This is a genomic window from Agrobacterium vitis (assembly GCF_013337045.2).
Taxonomy (GTDB): Bacteria; Pseudomonadota; Alphaproteobacteria; order Rhizobiales; family Rhizobiaceae; genus Allorhizobium; species Allorhizobium vitis_B.
In genome coordinates this window covers 3,790,942-3,806,765 of the sequence record NZ_CP118259.1, presented here as the reverse complement: position 1 = coordinate 3,806,765, position 15,824 = coordinate 3,790,942, and the positions used below count along the sequence as shown (strand labels likewise).

At 59.0% G+C, this 15,824-nt stretch carries 16 protein-coding genes; 9 read left to right on the top strand and 7 right to left on the bottom strand.

Features of this window, described 5'->3' with window-relative positions; all coding sequences use genetic code 11:
* Positions 1–11: 11 nt before the first annotated feature.
* Positions 12–827: a class II glutamine amidotransferase gene (locus tag G6L01_RS17930; RefSeq protein WP_070163782.1), complete on the bottom strand. Its 816-nt coding sequence runs from the start codon at positions 825–827 to the stop codon at positions 12–14.
* A gap of 260 nt (positions 828–1,087) precedes the next feature.
* On the opposite strand from G6L01_RS17930, the gene G6L01_RS17925 reads away from it, so the two are divergent.
* From G6L01_RS17925 to G6L01_RS17915, 3 genes are all read left to right on the top strand, one after another.
* Entirely contained in the window at positions 1,088–1,999 is a 912-nt protein-coding gene (locus G6L01_RS17925) for a pirin family protein (RefSeq protein ID WP_070164040.1), read from the top strand.
* Between the two features lie 120 nt (positions 2,000–2,119).
* A complete protein-coding gene (locus G6L01_RS17920; RefSeq protein WP_071207178.1) occupies positions 2,120–2,695 on the top strand; it encodes a dual specificity protein phosphatase family protein in 576 nt (191 codons plus the stop codon).
* A gap of 48 nt (positions 2,696–2,743) precedes the next feature.
* Positions 2,744–3,148, top strand: a complete 405-nt coding sequence (locus G6L01_RS17915; RefSeq protein ID WP_070163785.1) for a GFA family protein — start codon at positions 2,744–2,746, stop codon at positions 3,146–3,148.
* 11 nt (positions 3,149–3,159) lie between these two features.
* Here the strand turns inward: G6L01_RS17915 and thiD are convergent, their stop codons facing one another.
* Positions 3,160–4,032 carry a bifunctional hydroxymethylpyrimidine kinase/phosphomethylpyrimidine kinase gene (gene thiD / locus G6L01_RS17910; protein ID WP_070163787.1) on the bottom strand — a complete coding sequence of 291 codons (873 nt, stop codon included), beginning with the start codon at positions 4,030–4,032 and terminating at the stop codon, positions 3,160–3,162.
* A 211-nt stretch (positions 4,033–4,243) separates the two neighbouring features.
* Here thiD and otsB point away from each other — a divergent pair, with 211 nt between their 5' ends.
* Positions 4,244–5,050, top strand: coding sequence for a trehalose-phosphatase (gene otsB / locus G6L01_RS17905; RefSeq protein WP_071205976.1), 807 nt, complete (start codon positions 4,244–4,246; stop codon positions 5,048–5,050).
* Positions 5,051–5,087: 37 nt separating this feature from the next.
* Entirely contained in the window at positions 5,088–6,491 is a 1,404-nt protein-coding gene (gene otsA, locus G6L01_RS17900) for an alpha,alpha-trehalose-phosphate synthase (UDP-forming) (protein WP_070152180.1), read from the top strand.
* A gap of 63 nt (positions 6,492–6,554) precedes the next feature.
* Here the strand turns inward: otsA and G6L01_RS17895 are convergent, their stop codons facing one another.
* On the bottom strand, positions 6,555–8,138 hold the full coding sequence (locus G6L01_RS17895; RefSeq protein ID WP_070151398.1) for a peptide chain release factor 3: 1,584 nt from the start codon (positions 8,136–8,138) through the stop codon (positions 6,555–6,557).
* Between the two features lie 84 nt (positions 8,139–8,222).
* Here G6L01_RS17895 and dut point away from each other — a divergent pair, with 84 nt between their 5' ends.
* The gene (dut, locus tag G6L01_RS17890; RefSeq protein ID WP_070163791.1) at positions 8,223–8,687 is read left to right on the top strand and encodes a dUTP diphosphatase; all 465 of its coding nucleotides are present in this window, start codon (positions 8,223–8,225) and stop codon (positions 8,685–8,687) included.
* An 8-nt stretch (positions 8,688–8,695) separates the two neighbouring features.
* Entirely contained in the window at positions 8,696–9,586 is an 891-nt protein-coding gene (locus G6L01_RS17885; RefSeq protein WP_070163793.1) for a GNAT family N-acetyltransferase, read from the top strand.
* Positions 9,587–9,588: 2 nt separating this feature from the next.
* Here the strand turns inward: G6L01_RS17885 and G6L01_RS17880 are convergent, their stop codons facing one another.
* A complete protein-coding gene (locus tag G6L01_RS17880; protein ID WP_070163795.1) occupies positions 9,589–10,221 on the bottom strand; it encodes a LysE family translocator in 633 nt (210 codons plus the stop codon).
* 130 nt (positions 10,222–10,351) lie between these two features.
* Here G6L01_RS17880 and G6L01_RS17875 point away from each other — a divergent pair, with 130 nt between their 5' ends.
* Together G6L01_RS17875 and cysK are read left to right on the top strand one after the other, a co-directional pair.
* Positions 10,352–10,969, top strand: coding sequence for a LysE family translocator (locus G6L01_RS17875; RefSeq protein WP_060719667.1), 618 nt, complete (start codon positions 10,352–10,354; stop codon positions 10,967–10,969).
* A 135-nt stretch (positions 10,970–11,104) separates the two neighbouring features.
* Positions 11,105–12,073 (top strand): cysteine synthase A, encoded by a 969-nt coding sequence (gene cysK, locus G6L01_RS17870; RefSeq protein ID WP_012654775.1) that lies wholly within the window; start codon positions 11,105–11,107, stop codon positions 12,071–12,073.
* A 92-nt stretch (positions 12,074–12,165) separates the two neighbouring features.
* Here the strand turns inward: cysK and G6L01_RS17865 are convergent, their stop codons facing one another.
* From G6L01_RS17865 to G6L01_RS17855, 3 genes are all read right to left on the bottom strand, one after another.
* Positions 12,166–13,698, bottom strand: a complete 1,533-nt coding sequence (locus G6L01_RS17865) for a YifB family Mg chelatase-like AAA ATPase (RefSeq protein WP_070164041.1) — start codon at positions 13,696–13,698, stop codon at positions 12,166–12,168.
* 527 nt (positions 13,699–14,225) lie between these two features.
* A complete protein-coding gene (gene gshB, locus G6L01_RS17860; protein ID WP_070163797.1) occupies positions 14,226–15,173 on the bottom strand; it encodes a glutathione synthase in 948 nt (315 codons plus the stop codon).
* An 86-nt stretch (positions 15,174–15,259) separates the two neighbouring features.
* The gene (locus G6L01_RS17855) at positions 15,260–15,751 is read right to left on the bottom strand and encodes a cupin domain-containing protein (RefSeq protein WP_070163799.1); all 492 of its coding nucleotides are present in this window, start codon (positions 15,749–15,751) and stop codon (positions 15,260–15,262) included.
* Positions 15,752–15,824: the final 73 nt, after the last annotated feature.

Below are 15,824 nucleotides of genomic sequence, written 5' to 3'. Positions count from 1 at the left end.
GCAGACCCAGATCAACCGGCCATTTCTGTCAGTTGAGCGGGCGCGCTGCCGATTTCCGGCTCAAAGCCCATGACGTTCAGCCCCTCATCATTGAGGATCACGGCGCTGCCCGGCGGGATCTCTACCCAGGTTTCCGTGTCATCGTTAAGCGGTTCGGACACCAGGCAATGACCGCCCTTGCTCCCCATCGGCCCGGCATACAGCGTCGGGGCAAAGGCGTCGGTGGAATAGCGCACGGCATACAGCGCCTCGCCATCGGAAAAGGCGGCGGTGAAACGCACCCGGGTCGTGCCAATGATCTCTGCGCTCAGCCTTTCGGCAAAACCGATGGCCTCGGCCATCGCCGCAATCGGGCGATGTTTCATGCCGAATTGCATGGCAAGCAGGAACAGCAGTTCGGAATCCGTCGAGCCGGTGCGGGCGTTGAAATATTCGTCGTCCAGCATGCTTTCCATCGCGCGGCGGATACGGTCGAAGTGATCGATCTGGCCGTTATGCATGAAAGACCAGTTGCCATACACAAACGGGTGGCAATTGTCGCGCCGGGTTGCGCCATGGGTTGCGGCGCGCACATGCGCCAGAAACAGCGGTGAGCGGATCTGCCGGGCTATGCTTTTCAGGTTACAATCCGACCAGGCGGGCAGAACATCGCGAAACCGGCCTGGTTCCGGCCGGTCGCCATACCAGGCAAGGCCGAAGCCGTCCGCGTTGGTGGATGTCTTGGCGCGGGTGGCGCAGACGGATTGCTCGATCAGCGAATGGGCGGGTGACGATACCAGCTCCTCGATAAAGAGCGGTTCTCCCCGATAGGCTGCCCAACGACACATGGCACTCATGCTCCGGCAAGACCGGTCCTCAGCGGGGCCGGCAGAGCCAATCTTGAAGGAAGGTGTATAACGAAGCGTAAAGCTCGGCTTTCTTCATGTCAGATTCGTGACGAAAGCGGTAATCACATTTTGCAGTGCGGCATTGAGTTTACGTGAAGAGCCGCTTCTGTGAACACTGCGTTGCGCCCAGTGCTCTTCGCCTGCTTTTGAAAAGCCTTATATTGGCTGCAAATCATATTCCGCTCGAAAGGAGCCGACCGATGTCCATTCGCCCTGTCAAACATGAGAGCCGCGCCACGCCCACCATGGAAGGTGCCGGTGTCAAGCTGCACCGCGTCTTCGGCTTCGGCGACACCTCGATGACCGATCCGTTCCTGATGATGGATGATTTTCGCAATGACGACCCGCAGGACTATATCCGTGGTTTTCCCTGGCATCCGCATCGCGGCATCGAAACCATCACCTATGTTCTGGCCGGAACGGTGGACCATGGCGACAGCCTCGGCAATCAGGGCCAGCTAGGCGCCGGTGATCTTCAGTGGATGACGGCGGGCAGTGGCATCATGCACCAGGAAATGCCGAAGGGGGATTTTTCCGGCAAGATGCACGGGTTCCAGCTCTGGGCCAACCTGCCCTCCTCGCTGAAAATGACCGCGCCGCGCTATCAGGATATCAAATCCGCCGACATTCCTGTCGTGGTCGATGACGACGGCACGGCGGTGCGGGTGATCAGCGGCGATTTCTGGGGCAAATCCGGCCCGGTCGATGGTATTGCCGCAGAGCCTGTCTATCTCGATATTTCCGTTCCACCCGGCAAGACCAAGCGTTTTCCGGTCGATACCTATCGGTCGGCCTTTGCCTATATTTTCGCGGGCTCCGGCTCGTTCCGCGATGCCTCCAAGCCCTTCGGCGTCAAAGTCGAGAAGGAATTTCAGGGCGAAGAACTGAATATCCGCGACCTCTCGGGCAATCGCACGCTGGTGGTCTTTGATACCGGCGATGAAATCACCGTCCAGGCTGGCGAAAAGGGCATCCGCTTCCTGCTGGTGACCGGCAAGCCGATCAAGGAGCCGGTGGCCTGGCATGGACCAATCGTCATGAACAGCCGGGAAGAGCTGATGGAGGCCATGCGCGAGTTGAAGAACGGCACCTTCATCAAGGCCGATCATTGATCACTGCGTATTAACGACACTGTGATGATAGGACGCGGCAGGTGGTCGCGTCCTTCAGTTCGATGTCAGGTTCAGCTTTTACAGGGTGGATGATTATTTGATCCGACCCTGTGTGAGCCCATGTCCATCCTGCTGGCGAAAGCCATTCGCTATACCGCCCTTGCCTGCCTGACCGGTCTGCTGTCTTGTGGCGCTTACCTTGGCTATCTCCGGCTTTCGGGCAATTTCCACGAGGTCATTCCCGGCGAATTCTACCGCTCCGCCCAACCGAGTGCCGCCGATATCAAGGATTATGCCGGACGTTACGGTATCAAGACCATCGTCAATCTGCGTGGCCCCTCCCCCTCGCCCTGGTATGCGCAGGAAGTCGGGATCGCCAAGGAACTTGGCATCGGCCATATCGATTTTCGCATGTCGGCTGGCAAGGGCCTGTCCATCGACAAGGCCGAGCAACTGGTCGCTCTGCTGAAATCCGCACCAAAGCCCATCCTTATCCATTGCGAGGGCGGTGCCGACCGCAGCGGTCTCGCCTCTGTTATCTACCTGCAACAGATCGCCGGCGTGCAGGAGGACAAGGCGGAAGAACAACTCTGGCCGGTGATCTATGGCCATGTCGGCATTCCCTATGTCACCAAATCCTATGCCATGGACCGCAGCTGGCTGAACTTTGAAAAAGCCATGGGGATCGAAAGCTGAGCCTTGTGCATTATAGTCCCGCAGAATGGATCGCGGGAGGCTCAAGACATGCAGATCGACGGACAGTGCCATTGTGGCAAAGTGACCTATCGTGCCGAAATCGACCCTGAGAATGTCGGCATTTGCCATTGCACCGATTGTCAGCGCCTGACAGGTTCACCATTCCGGGTTACGGTTTCAACCCGGCGCGACAGGCTGCATTTAACGGGAAGCCCACCGAAATCCTATCTGAAATATGGCGACAACGGTCGGCCGCGCTATCAGTTCTTCTGCCCGGACTGCGGCGCGCCCATGCTAACCACCGGCGAGGGCAAGGATGCCGATACCTGGGGCATCCGCTGGGGTAGCATCAACCAGCGTGAAACCCTGCTGCCAAAACATCAAAGCTGGCGGCGATCCTCCGTGCTCTGGCTCGACAGCATCGGCGCGCTTCCAGGGTCAGAGACGGAGTAAGATTCCGTCTGCTATTTGGGCCATGCCTGGTAGAAATGATGGACGGGTCCGTGGCCGGAGCCAACAGTCAGCTGCCCTGCCGACCGAACAGCGCCAGCCAGCCAGGCCTTTGCCACCGTCACGGCTTTTGCCAAGGCGTCGTCTGTTGCACTATCCATCGACCCACTGTCCTCAGCCTTGGCAAGCTCGGCGGCAATCGCGCTGGAAAGCGAGCAACCGGTGCCATGGGTGTTGGCGGTGGCAATCCTTTTGCCCTCCAGCCACAGGGTCAGCGTTGGCGTGACCAGCAGATCAGGGCTCTGGTCGCCCGGCAGATGTCCGCCTTTCAGAAGTACCGCCTTGGCACCCAGCGCCAACAAGGCCCTGGCCTGTGCCTCCATGCCGGTACGGTCCACGGCCTCGGCCACACGCAGAAGTGCGGCAGCCTCCGGCAGGTTGGGGGTGATCAAGCGGACCCGCGGCAAGAGCTGCCCGACCAGCGCGCCAACCGCCTTGTCATCCAGCAGCGCGGCCCCGCCTTTGGCAACCATGACAGGGTCAAGAATAACCGGCACTGCCGTGTGTCCGGCCAGCACAGCGGCTACAGCGCCGACGACATCGGCATTGGCCAACATGCCGATTTTCACCGCATCGACTCGGATATCGGCAAAAACCGTCTCAATCTGTCTGGCGACGAATGCGGGATTGAGCAGTTCGACACCCGCCACGCCTTGGGTATTCTGGGCGGTCAGCGCCGTCAACGCCGCCATGCCATAGACGCCCAAAGCCGAAAATACCTTCAGATCGGCCTGAATACCCGCCCCGCCGGACGGATCGGAACCGGCAATCGACAAGACATTGGCGATGCGAGGCAGAGGCGTTTCATCGTTTTTTTGAACGGTCATGATCGTCCTCGTCGAAGTCAATAGTCTCCAACACCTCGGCTCCTGTTGATGGAAAAGGTGGGCGGCGGGGCAGATCTATCGCAGTTTTCCATGCGCCTGTCACGGCCCCGCCAATTATGCTGCATTGCGCAATTAACTGCATTTTTCGGGAACCAAACTGGGCACCCATCGTTACCTAGGCGTCGACAGGTCGTGTGAAACGAGGCAGGATATGGAAAACCAGCAATCGGTAATCAAGCGATCGCCAGCTCGAACCGAGCAAAAAGACGCAGGAGCGCTGCTGTTCGATCTTCTTCACGCCGAGCCTCGCCGCTACGCATTGTTTCTCGATATTGATGGCACATTGCTGGATCTTGCCGAAAGCCCGGATGGAATCCGTGTACCGGTTGGGCTGGCAGAAGACCTCGACGTGCTGTCATCACGCATGGGCGGGGCGCTTGCGCTGGTAACGGGGCGGGCCTTGGCCTATGCTGACCGGCTGTTTGCGCCAAAGCATTTCCCAATTGCCGGATTGCACGGGACCGAGCGGCGAACAGTGGCAGGCACGGTGATCCGCAGTGAGCCGAGCCCGGCTTTCCTGGCGGTCAAGGAAGACCTTCCAAAGCTCGAACAGGCCTGGCCGGGCGTGCTGGTCGAGGACAAGGGTGCCGCCATCGCCGTTCACTATCGCCAGGCACCCGCCTGCGCCGACGTGGTGGAAAAAGCGATAGTGGAGGCCTTTAAGGCAGCGGGTCCCGGCTATGAGCTGCAACGCGGCAAGATGGTCATCGAAATCCGCCCCGACAGTGCCGACAAGGGCCGGGCCTTGCAGTCCTATCTGGCCGAGCCGCCCTTCACCGACCGCGTTGCCATCGCCATTGGTGACGATGTGACCGATGAGGCGATGTTTGAATGCGTCAACCGTTTGGGCGGGCTGTCGATCCGCGTCGGCGATCTCGAGGCAAGTGTGGCCAGCCAGTCTCTGGCAAGCCCGCAGCTCCTGCGTGACACGCTTGCCAGACTGGCCCGCCAAAGCTGACGTTCCAGGGCTGACCAACGATAAGAAGGATAATGATATGAGCAGACTTGTTGTGGTTTCCAACCGTGTTCCCGTACCCGACAAGACCAATAAGGCACCGGCGGGAGGTTTGGCCGTCGCCTTGCGGGCTGCCCTTGAGGATAAGGGCGGCATCTGGATGGGCTGGTCTGGCGTTTCCAGCGGCGAGGAAGAGGCCGGTGAGCTTGCAATCATCGAAGATGGCAAGATCACCTACGCCCTGACGGATCTCACCGACCGCGATGTCGATGAATATTATCACGGCTTTGCCAACCGCGTGCTGTGGCCCACCTTTCACTACCGCCTCGACCTGACCGATTATGCCCGCAAGGACATGACCGGCTATTTCCGGGTCAACCGGTTTTTTGCCGAGCGGCTCGTGCCGCTGCTGAAGCCCGATGATACGATCTGGGTCCAGGATTATCACCTGATCCCGCTCGCCAAGGAATTGCGGCAGATGGGAGTGAAGAACCGGATCGGCTTCTTCCTGCATATCCCGCTGCCGCCCGCCGATGTGCTGTTTGCCATGCCTGTTTATGAAACGCTGATTGAAAGCCTGGCTCATTACGATCTGGTCGGCTTCCAGACCGATTTCGACCATGCCAATTTCGTCGGAGCCCTGGTGCGCGAAGGCATTGGCGAGGCGATCTCCGGCAACAAAATCAAATCCCATGACCGGACGTTCAAGGCGGGCAATTATCCAATTGGCATCGAGACGGCAGCCTTTGCCGCCTATGCCCGCAGGGCGGTGCGTAACGTGATGGTCAAGCGCGCCGCGCAAAGCATAGAAGGCAAGGCACTGGTGATCGGCGTAGACCGGCTGGATTATTCCAAGGGGCTCACCCAGCGACTGGATGCCTATGAGCATTTCATCAATGCCAATCCGAACTATCAGGGCAAGGTGACCTATTTGCAGATCACCCCGAAATCCCGCTCTGAAGTGCCGGAATATGAGGCCATGCAGCGCACCGTGGCCGAACAGGCCGGGCGCGTGAATGGCGCGCTGGGCACTGTCGATTGGGTGCCGATCCGCTACATGACCCGCTCAGTGGCGCGTCCAGTGCTAGCCGGGCTCTACCGGCTGGCCAAGGTTGGGCTGGTCACGCCGATGCGCGACGGCATGAACCTGGTTGCCAAGGAATATGTTGCCGCCCAGGACCCCGATGATCCCGGCGTTCTGGTTCTATCGCGGTTTGCCGGGGCAGCCCGCGAGTTGAAAGGGGCCTTGCTGGTCAATCCATACGATACGGAAGGCACAGCCCAGGCCATTGCCCGCGCCCTCGACATGCCGCTTGCCGAGCGCCAGGAACGCTGGAAAGGCATGATGGATCATCTGCTGGTCAATGATGTCAACCACTGGTGCGACACGTTCCTGTCGGATCTGATGGAAATGCCGAGGGAAAAGTCCGCCGAAGCGGCTTAAAACAGAGTGCCACCGCATCACGATTTGTGATCATGATGCGGTCATGCCCGTTTCCGTCAGCGATCACGCCGCCTTGGCGACGTGATATTCCTTGATAGCCACCATCTTGATGGCCGGATAGCGCTCCGCCTCATAGCGCAGCGAAAATGCATCCTGCGCCATGAACACCGGGTCGCCGTCCAGATCCCGGCAGATGTCGCCGCGCCGCGCCGTCATGAACTTGTCGAGTTCGCCGGGCTGTTCGGCGGAAATCCAGCGGCACACGGAAAAGCGCGACATTTCAAACGATACCGGCAGGGTATATTCGCCCGAAAGCCGCTCCTTCAACACATCGAGCTGCAAGGCTCCGACCACGCCGACAATGGCGGGCGAACCGTCTTCCGGCGAAAACAGCTGCACGACGCCCTCTTCCGCCATTTGCTGCAAGGCTTCTTTCAGCTTCTTGGCCTTCATCGCATCTTCAAGCCGCACGCGGCGCAGGATTTCCGGCGAAAAGTTCGGCACACCCTGAAACACCAGCGCTTCACCTTCGGTCAACGTATCGCCGATGCGCAGCGTGCCGTGGTTGGGAATGCCCACCACATCGCCAGCAAAGGCGGTGTCGGCCAATTGGCGCTGCGAAGCGAAGAAGAATTGCGGCGCCGTCAGGCCCATCAGCTTGCCGGTACGCGCCAGCCGCGCCTTCATGCCGCGCTCCAGCTTGCCGGAGCAGATCCGTGCAAAGGCGATGCGGTCGCGGTGGTTGGGGTCCATATTTGCCTGGATCTTGAAGACGAAGGCCGTCATCTTGTCTTCCGCCGCATGCACCTTGCGGATATCAGCCATCTGGTCACGCGGCGGCGGGGCGAAATCACCCAGCGCATTGATCAGGTCGCGCACGCCGAAGTTTCTGAGTGCCGAGCCGAAGAACACCGGGGTCATATGGCCTTCCAGAAAGGCCTGGCGGTCGAAGGGGCGGCAGGCTTCCTGCGCCAGCTCCAGCTCGTCGATAAAGGTCTGACGCTCGTTTTCCGGCAGGTTTTCCGCGACATTCTTCGGGCTATTGACCGGTAACGCCTCGACCTGCTTGTCGGAACCACGAAAGGTATTATCGACCAGATTATAGGAGCCACAGAAGCTTTTCGAGCGCCCGACCGGCCAGGTGATCGGGGCGGTGTCCAGCGCCAGCTTTTCTTCTACTTCATCCAGAACCTCGAAAATATCCCGGCTTTCACGGTCCATCTTGTTGACGAAGGTGATGATCGGAATATCGCGCATCCGGCAGACTTCAAACAGTTTCAGCGTGCGCGGCTCGATACCCTTGGCCGCATCGATGACCATGACGGCAGCATCGACCGCCGTCAGCGTGCGGTAGGTGTCGTCGGCAAAATCTTCATGGCCGGGCGTATCGAGAATATTGAAGACATTGCCTTCATACTCGAAGGTCATCACCGAGGTGACGACGGAAATGCCGCGCTCGCGCTCGATCTTCATCCAGTCCGAACGGGTTTGGATACGGTCTTTCTTGGCTTTCACCTCACCGGCCAGCTGAATGGCACCGCCGAATAGCAGCAGCTTTTCGGTCAGCGTGGTTTTACCAGCATCCGGGTGAGCGATAATAGCGAAGGTGCGGCGGCGGGAGACCGCCTCTGCGAGCGTTTCAGCCATGTGAGGAATTCCTTTTAACTGGCCGGTTATCTAGCGTTTTGGCGTTCAATATGCAATTGACCCCGGCAAACAAAGGATACCCCCATGCACGATACGTCCGCGCCACGCCTTCATCTCAAGCGTCTATCCCATGGTGAAGGGCTGGAATTGCCCGCCTATGAGACGGCGGGTGCGGCTGGCATGGACCTGCGCGCAGCGGTAACGGAGGCTGAGCCGCTGACCCTTGCCCCCGGAAAACGCGCTCTGGTGCCAACCGGGCTGATTATGGAAATCCCCCAGGGCTTTGAAGCGCAGATCCGCCCCCGCTCCGGCCTCGCCTTCAAAAACGGCATCACCTGCCTCAACACACCCGGCACCATCGACAGCGATTACCGGGGCGAGGTAAAAGTGCTGCTGATCAATCTCGGCACCGAGGATTTCACCATCACCCGTGGCATGCGCATCGCCCAGATGGTGATTGCGCCGGTGACGCAGGCGCAGGTGATTGAGGTAACAGAAACATCGGACACGATGCGGGGTACGGGCGGATTTGGCTCGACGGGGGTCTGAGCGATACCATGAAGCCGGACGGGCTAACATTGCGACAAGGATATTTCAACGATCCCTCGGCTTTTCAAGGGCTTGTTGATCTGCTGCATGACGTATTCGGTATCGATATCGGTGCGCAGGAACAGCTTGGCGGCCCCGATCTCACATGCATGCCGTTTGGATATTTTGACCGGTTCGGCCGCTGCATAGCTAATTTTTCAGTCTTCGCCATGCCCCTTATGATCAATGGGACGATAGTGACTGCTGCGGGCTATCAATCCGGCGCAGTCCGCCCGGGATTCCGGGGGCGTGGCCTTTATCGCGACCTGATGCAGCGGGCCTATGCGTGGGCAGAGCAAGCAGGATATCGAACCGGAATTCTCCTGACCGACAAGCCCGCGCTCTACCAGCCTTATGGTTTTCGCGTTGTAACGCATCGTAAATTTGGCGGCCCGGTTCCGGGTTTTCTGCCGATTACCAACGGTAACGTACGACAACTCGATCTCGGCAAAGCGGCGGACCTCGCCCTTTTGCGTGACATGCTCGCCTGTCGCCAACCAGTCTCCAACCACTTCGCCGTTGTCAGCCAAGCAGAGATGTTTCTGCTCAATGCTCATTTCGATGCATCGATTACGTTGAGCCTATTGCCTTCTCTCAAGGCGGTTATCGCATGGAAATGCGCCAACGATGGCGGTGTGAAGCTTCTGGATATTGTCGCTCAGGATATTCCGCCGTTAAGTGCCATCCTATCGCATCTCAATATTCAAGCCGACTCTGTGGAAACCTATTTTCCACCTGATCGCCTCTCGTGGGAAGGCCAGCCTGTATCTTACGAAGGCTCCTGCTCCTTGATGATGTCGGGCCTCGGGCTGGAGGCCGCAGTTGGGCCACTCATGCTGTCGCCTATGGCCGATTTTTAACCTCACCGCTGCGCCTGTGTTGCCATTCTCACCGCCAGCACAGCCAGTACCGTACCCATCAGCCAGCGCTGCACCATGATCCATAGCGGGCGGCGGCTGAGGAACAGGGCGATGGAGCCGGCAGTTAGCGCGATCACTCCATTGATCGTGGTGCCGATGGCGATCTGGGTGAGGCCGAGCAATAGTGATTGTAGAAGCACGCTGCCGCTGTTCGGATCGATGAATTGCGGTAGCAGCGACAGATAGAGAACAGCCACTTTCGGATTGAGAAGATTGGTCACGAGGCCCATGACAAACAGCCGTCCTGGGCTGTCCTTGGGCAGGTCGCGCACCTGAAACGGCGAACGACCGCCCGGCTTGACCGCCTGCCAGGCCAGATAAGCGAGATAGGCTGCACCGGCCAGTTTCAACGCCTCATAGGCATAGGGTACGGCCATTAGCAGCACCGTAATTCCCAGTACCGACATCAGCATATAGATCAGGAAGCCCAGCGCGACACCACCCAGCGAGACCAGTCCGGCCATCGGCCCCTGACAGATGGAGCGCGAGACGAGATAGACCATATTCGGGCCGGGTGTCAGCGCCATGCCAAGGCAGATCAGGGCAAAGGCAAGAAGTGACGTGGTGGCGGGCATGATGTCTCCTTGGCGGAAGGCTGTTTCCACTGAAAGAGCAGAAAGTGCCGTACCGGGCAATTTCAATCGTGTCACCGTTGCAAGTTGCAGCCGGGCGGATTAGCACTGCCTGTATCGATGGAGAGATGTCATGACCCTTGCCAGCCTGCTTGCCTATGCCGGAGCCCTGTTCATTGCCGCTGCCATTCCCGGCCCGGGCATGACGGCGATCGTGGCGCGGGCGCTTGGCTCCGGTTTTCGCCCGACCTTTTTCATGGGCCTGGGCCTGATCCTGGGTGATCTCTGCTATCTGACCGCCGTCATTCTGGGTCTTGCCTATATTGCGCAGACGTTCGTAACACCGTTCCTGATCATCAAATTCGCAGGCACGCTCTATCTGGCCTATATCGCCTGGAAGCTCTGGACGGCAGGGCTTTTGCCGCAGAATATCGAGGCGCGCAAAAGTGCGGGCGTGATGGCGTCCTTCCTGTCCGGCCTGTTCGTGACGCTTGGCAATCCGAAGACCATGCTGTTCTACGTGGCGCTGGTGCCGACGCTCATTCCGCTCGAAGCCATCGGCCCTTCGGATTACGGGCTATTGGTCGGCACGACATTCGTGGTGCTGATGGCCGTGCTCATTCCCTATATTCTTCTGGCTGCCAAAGCCCGTCTGCTACTGAAACAGCCATCGGCACTGAAACTGCTCAACCGGGCCGCCGCCAGCATCCTGGCCGGAACCGCCGCCTATATCGCCACAAAGGCGGCGTGAAATAAACATTTGTTTCCGCTGACTTTGCAGCGGGTTTTTTCTCCCCGGAACCATGGCGATAGGCAAAGGGTTCTGGTCGCTTGGGTGATTTGATCCTATTGTCCCTGCAAAGCCCGTTATTCTGGAGGACCACACATGTCTGAAGCAAAGAAGCCTGGCCGCGGCCGCATCTATGGTTCGATCACCGAGACCATCGGCGATACGCCGATCGTGCGGCTGGACAAGCTGGCGAAGGAAAAGGGCGTCAAGGCTCATCTTCTGGCCAAGCTGGAATTCTTCAACCCGATTGCCTCCGTCAAGGACCGTATCGGTGTGGCGATGATCGAGAGCCTGGAGACCCAGGGGACGATCACACCGGGCAAGACCGTTCTGGTCGAGCCGACCTCCGGCAATACCGGCATTGCGCTCGCCTTTGCCGCCGCCGCCAAAGGCTATCGCCTGATCCTGACCATGCCGGAAACTATGTCCATCGAACGTCGCAAGATGCTGGCTCTGTTGGGCGCCGAACTGGTGCTGACCGAAGGTCCCAAGGGCATGAAGGGCGCGATTGCCAAGGCCGAGGAACTGGCCGCGACCATTCCCGACGCGATCATCCCGCAGCAGTTTGAAAACCCGGCCAATCCGGAAATCCACCGCAAGACCACAGCGGAAGAAATCTGGAACGACACCAACGGCGAGGTCGATATTTTCGTTTCCGGCATCGGCACTGGCGGCACGATTACCGGCACCGGCCAGGTGCTGAAAGCCAAGAAACCGTCTGTTCAGGTGATCGCCGTGGAACCTGCCGACAGCCCGGTTCTGTCGGGCGGCAATCCCGGCCCCCACAAGATCCAGGGCATCGGCGCCGGTTTTGCACCGAAGATCCTCGATACCGGAATCTATGACGAAGTTGTCACCGTTACCAATGACGAGGCGTTTGAACTGGCCCGGCTGGTCGCCCGGCTGGAAGGCGTGCCAGTCGGCATTTCCTCAGGTGCCGCCCTCACCGCCGCCATCAAGGTCGGCCAACGGCCCGAAAACGCTGGCAAGACCATCGTGGTGATCATTCCGTCCTTTGCAGAACGGTATCTGTCAACGGCACTGTTTGCGGGGCTTGGCGAGTAATCGCATTCAATGTGCTGATCCATACGATCGGCGATTGGCGAGCATCGAACAATGAAGATGAGGGCTACAGCAGCAGGTGTAGCCCTTTTTTGTTATGCCGCAGCCGTCAAACGCTCGGAGGGAATGCGGTAAGAAATTGCCTCGGCCAGATGAATCCGACCAAGTGCCTCTGAGCCATCCAGATCGGCCAATGTCCTCGCCACTTTCAACACCCGATGATAGGCGCGGGCCGAAAACTTGAACTTCTCCGCGGCATCCCTCAATAATTGCAAACCGGCAGCATCCGGTGCGGCCAGCTTTTCGATCAGCGCCGTCGAGCACCGCGCATTCATGCGGATTTCAGGCACGCCCGCCTCGATAAATCGTTCCGTTTGCCGCTGTCGAGCGACAGCGACACGACGGGCGACATCGGCACTTTTTTCGGCGGCCATCGGCTTGATCAGGTCCATGGCCGAGACGGCGGGCACATCGATGCGAATATCGATCCGGTCCAGCAGCGGACCGGAAATCCGGCCCTGATATTCGGTCAGGCAGCGAATGCCGCGTGCGCAGGTATGGCCCGGCTCACCCGCCATGCCGCAACGGCAAGGGTTCATCGCGGCAATCAGCTGGAAGCTGGCCGGATAGGTGACGCGGTGATTGGCGCGGGCAATGACGCATTCGCCGCTTTCCAGCGGTTGGCGCAGGGCATCCAGCACCTGTGGGGAAAATTCCGGAAATTCATCAAGAAACAGCACACCGTTATGGGCAAGCGAAGCCTCGCCCGGCCGGGCGCGCAGCCCGCCACCGACCAGCGCCGCCATGGTGGCGGAATGATGCGGCGTGCGAAACGGTCGGCGGTCCGACAATTTTCCGCCCGCCAATTGCCCGGCTATGGAATGGATCATCGATACATCCAGAAGCTCTGGCGCCGACAGGACCGGCAGAATGGACGGCAGGCGGGCCGCCAGCATGGATTTCCCCGATCCCGGCGGGCCGACCATCAGCAGGTTGTGGCCCCCGGCAGCGGCCACTTCCAACGCCCGCTTGGCGCTTTCCTGACCGCGAATATCGGCGAGGTCAGGCAGGTTGCCCGGCAGCGCCCGGCTGGCCGGGTTCGGGCGCGTCAGAACCTGGGTGCCACGAAAATGATTGGCCAAAGCGATCAGGCTGCGGGGGGCAAGAATATCCATGTCTGAGCCCGCCCAGGCTGCCTCCGGGCCGCTATCAGCGGGGCAGATCAGCCCTTTGCCAAGCGCATTGGCTGCCATGGCCGCTGGCAGAGCACCGGCAACGGCAGCAATCGTGCCATCCAGGTTCAACTCACCAACCACAAGATAATCGCCCAGCACATCGGCAGGAATGGCGCCGAGCGCGGCCATCAGGCCAAGGGCGATGGCCAGATCGAAATGTGAGCCTTCCTTGGGCAGATCCGCCGGAGCCAGATTGATGGTCACCCGCTTGGGCGGCAGCGCTAGTCCGGAAGCATGCAGGGCCGCCTGAACCCGTTCCCGGCTTTCGGCCACTGCCTTGTCCGGCAGGCCGACGATCTGCACACCAATCTTGCCGGGCGCGACCATGACCTGCACATCAACGGGCACGCCATCAATGCCCTGAAATGCAACCGTGCCCACCCGTGCAACCATATCCCAGCCCCCTTGCCGGCAGCGGTCCATCCGCCCCTACGCAATTTCATGGATTTCGCCGAGCGAAAAAGAGAAAATGCGTTTAAAATCAATTTTTTAAATCAAGAGATCGAGCCGAGCCGTAACGGGCAAGCTGCAATTTCCTGCAACCATAGTTTTGCATGAAAAAGAAGTGACGACAAGAACAATAAATGAACAAAAACCCGTTTCGATGGCAAAATGGTTGCATTCGGTTGTGCTTTTAGAACAAAAGGGAACGCTTCCAGCACTCCGCAACGCCAAAGGTTTTATAGTTTGTCAGGGAACAGTGGGAACCGGTTTTCCCGAAAAGACAAACGAAAACAAAAGAAGCTACTGCATAATTCTTTAAACCGGAATCGGTTTAAAGAGAAAATTATGCAGCAGATATAAAGAGCTACAGCGAACCTTTATGCGCCATGTATGGCGCACGGCGCTGTAGAGTCTGTCTGGTTCAATGTGAATCTGACAGACTCTAGCAAACCCAACGTGGCGGGGCGTAGAAAGCATCAGGACCGCTTTTTCTCGATGGCGTTCCAGAGCAGGCTGGCAATATCGGCACCGCCAAAATTCTTCACCTCGCGGATACCAGTCGGCGAAGTGACGTTGATCTCGGTCATGTAATCGCCGATCACATCGATACCGACCAGCAGGAAGCCGCGTTCGCGCAGGGCAGGCCCGATCCGGGCGCAGATCTCACGTTCGCGCGTCGTCAGTTCCGTTGGTTCCGGCTTGCCTCCCGCATGCATATTGGAGCGCGCATCATGCTCGGCAGGCACCCGGTTAATCGCGCCGACGGGTTCACCGTCCACCAGAATGATCCGCTTGTCGCCCTTGCGCACGGCAGGCAAATAGCCCTGGGCGATAAAGGGTTCGCGGAACATCTGGCCGAACATTTCCATCAGCGAGGAAAAATTGCGGTCGTCACGGGTGGAGTGGAACACCCCTGCCCCGCCATTGCCGTAGAGCGGCTTCAGGATGATATCGCCCTGTTCGGCCCGGAAAGCGGCAATTTCCGCCGGGTCGCGGGTGATCAGTGTCGGCGGCATCAGGTCGGCATATTCGGTGACGAAGATCTTTTCCGGCGAATTGCGCACCCAGGCCGGATCGTTGACAACAAGCGTCTTCGGGTGAATGCGCTCCAGCATATGGGTGGCGGTGATATAAGCCATGTCGAATGGCGGGTCCTGGCGCAGCAGCACCACATCCATGGTGGACAAATCGACTCGCTCCGGGCTGCCCAGGGTGAAGTGATCGCCCTTCACATCGCGCAGTTCCATCGGCTCCACTGTGGCGAAGACGCGGCCATCGCGCATCGTCAGCCGGTCGGGCGTATAGTGGAACAGCTTATAGCCGCGGGCCTGGGCCTCCAGGCTCATGGCGAAGGTGGAATCCCCTGAAATATTGATGGAGGATACATGGTCCATCTGGACGGCGACATTGCGGATCTGGGCCATAATCTTTCTCGCGTTGCATTTGGAGGAAGATTTAGGACGCGGCGACCGCGAACGCAACGTCCGGCAGAGGCCAAATTTTCACCCGGTCAAATCGGCGCGCGTGATCCGCTCCGCAGAGCATTTCGAAGCCGGTAAAGCGTTGCGATTGGCTCAGGAAAAGGCTTACGTAGAAAGGCAATCTTGCGCACATAGGTCTCGATGCGCCAGGTGGCCCAGGTCCCGCCCTTGAAATAGGCGATATCGCCGGTCTTCAGCAATCGCTCGGTGCCATCCTGCGCGGTCACATGCACTTCGCCCTCCTGGATCACCACAGTCTCGTCCCAGCCGAAATACCAGCGGAAACTGCCAGCAGTACAATCCCAGACAGCTGTCGAGCTTGCTTCATCAGGGCTTTGCGAGTGATTGGCCAGCCGAGCCTGCGGATCGCCCTCAATGATCCAGTCCGGATTGATTGGTGCTGGTTGCAGGCTCAAAGTCCCGGCATTGGCGGCGACCAGCGGTGGCGTGTCTTCCGCTCTAAAACGCGGCAAAGCCATGGCTGCCCCGGCCATGGCTGCGAACAAAAGCTTGACTGGCATAGATGTCCCCCGTGAAGTCCCGTAATTTTATGAGACTTCTATCAAATTCGGGTTAATCCAGTCACATGCATTT

What these genes read in the sequence shown, in the direction of transcription:
- G6L01_RS17930 (WP_070163782.1), bottom strand. Translation starts at nt 827, where the DNA reads ATGTGTCGTTGGGCAGCCTATCGGGGAGAACCGCTCTTTATCGAGGAG.
- G6L01_RS17925 (WP_070164040.1), top strand. Translation starts at nt 1,088, where the DNA reads ATGTCCATTCGCCCTGTCAAACATGAGAGCCGCGCCACGCCCACCATG.
- G6L01_RS17920 (WP_071207178.1), top strand. Translation starts at nt 2,120, where the DNA reads ATGTCCATCCTGCTGGCGAAAGCCATTCGCTATACCGCCCTTGCCTGC.
- G6L01_RS17915 (WP_070163785.1), top strand. Translation starts at nt 2,744, where the DNA reads ATGCAGATCGACGGACAGTGCCATTGTGGCAAAGTGACCTATCGTGCC.
- thiD (WP_070163787.1), bottom strand. Translation starts at nt 4,032, where the DNA reads ATGACCGTTCAAAAAAACGATGAAACGCCTCTGCCTCGCATCGCCAAT.
- otsB (WP_071205976.1), top strand. Translation starts at nt 4,244, where the DNA reads ATGGAAAACCAGCAATCGGTAATCAAGCGATCGCCAGCTCGAACCGAG.
- otsA (WP_070152180.1), top strand. Translation starts at nt 5,088, where the DNA reads ATGAGCAGACTTGTTGTGGTTTCCAACCGTGTTCCCGTACCCGACAAG.
- G6L01_RS17895 (WP_070151398.1), bottom strand. Translation starts at nt 8,138, where the DNA reads ATGGCTGAAACGCTCGCAGAGGCGGTCTCCCGCCGCCGCACCTTCGCT.
- dut (WP_070163791.1), top strand. Translation starts at nt 8,223, where the DNA reads ATGCACGATACGTCCGCGCCACGCCTTCATCTCAAGCGTCTATCCCAT.
- G6L01_RS17885 (WP_070163793.1), top strand. Translation starts at nt 8,696, where the DNA reads ATGAAGCCGGACGGGCTAACATTGCGACAAGGATATTTCAACGATCCC.
- G6L01_RS17880 (WP_070163795.1), bottom strand. Translation starts at nt 10,221, where the DNA reads ATGCCCGCCACCACGTCACTTCTTGCCTTTGCCCTGATCTGCCTTGGC.
- G6L01_RS17875 (WP_060719667.1), top strand. Translation starts at nt 10,352, where the DNA reads ATGACCCTTGCCAGCCTGCTTGCCTATGCCGGAGCCCTGTTCATTGCC.
- cysK (WP_012654775.1), top strand. Translation starts at nt 11,105, where the DNA reads ATGTCTGAAGCAAAGAAGCCTGGCCGCGGCCGCATCTATGGTTCGATC.
- G6L01_RS17865 (WP_070164041.1), bottom strand. Translation starts at nt 13,698, where the DNA reads ATGGTTGCACGGGTGGGCACGGTTGCATTTCAGGGCATTGATGGCGTG.
- gshB (WP_070163797.1), bottom strand. Translation starts at nt 15,173, where the DNA reads ATGGCCCAGATCCGCAATGTCGCCGTCCAGATGGACCATGTATCCTCC.
- G6L01_RS17855 (WP_070163799.1), bottom strand. Translation starts at nt 15,751, where the DNA reads ATGCCAGTCAAGCTTTTGTTCGCAGCCATGGCCGGGGCAGCCATGGCT.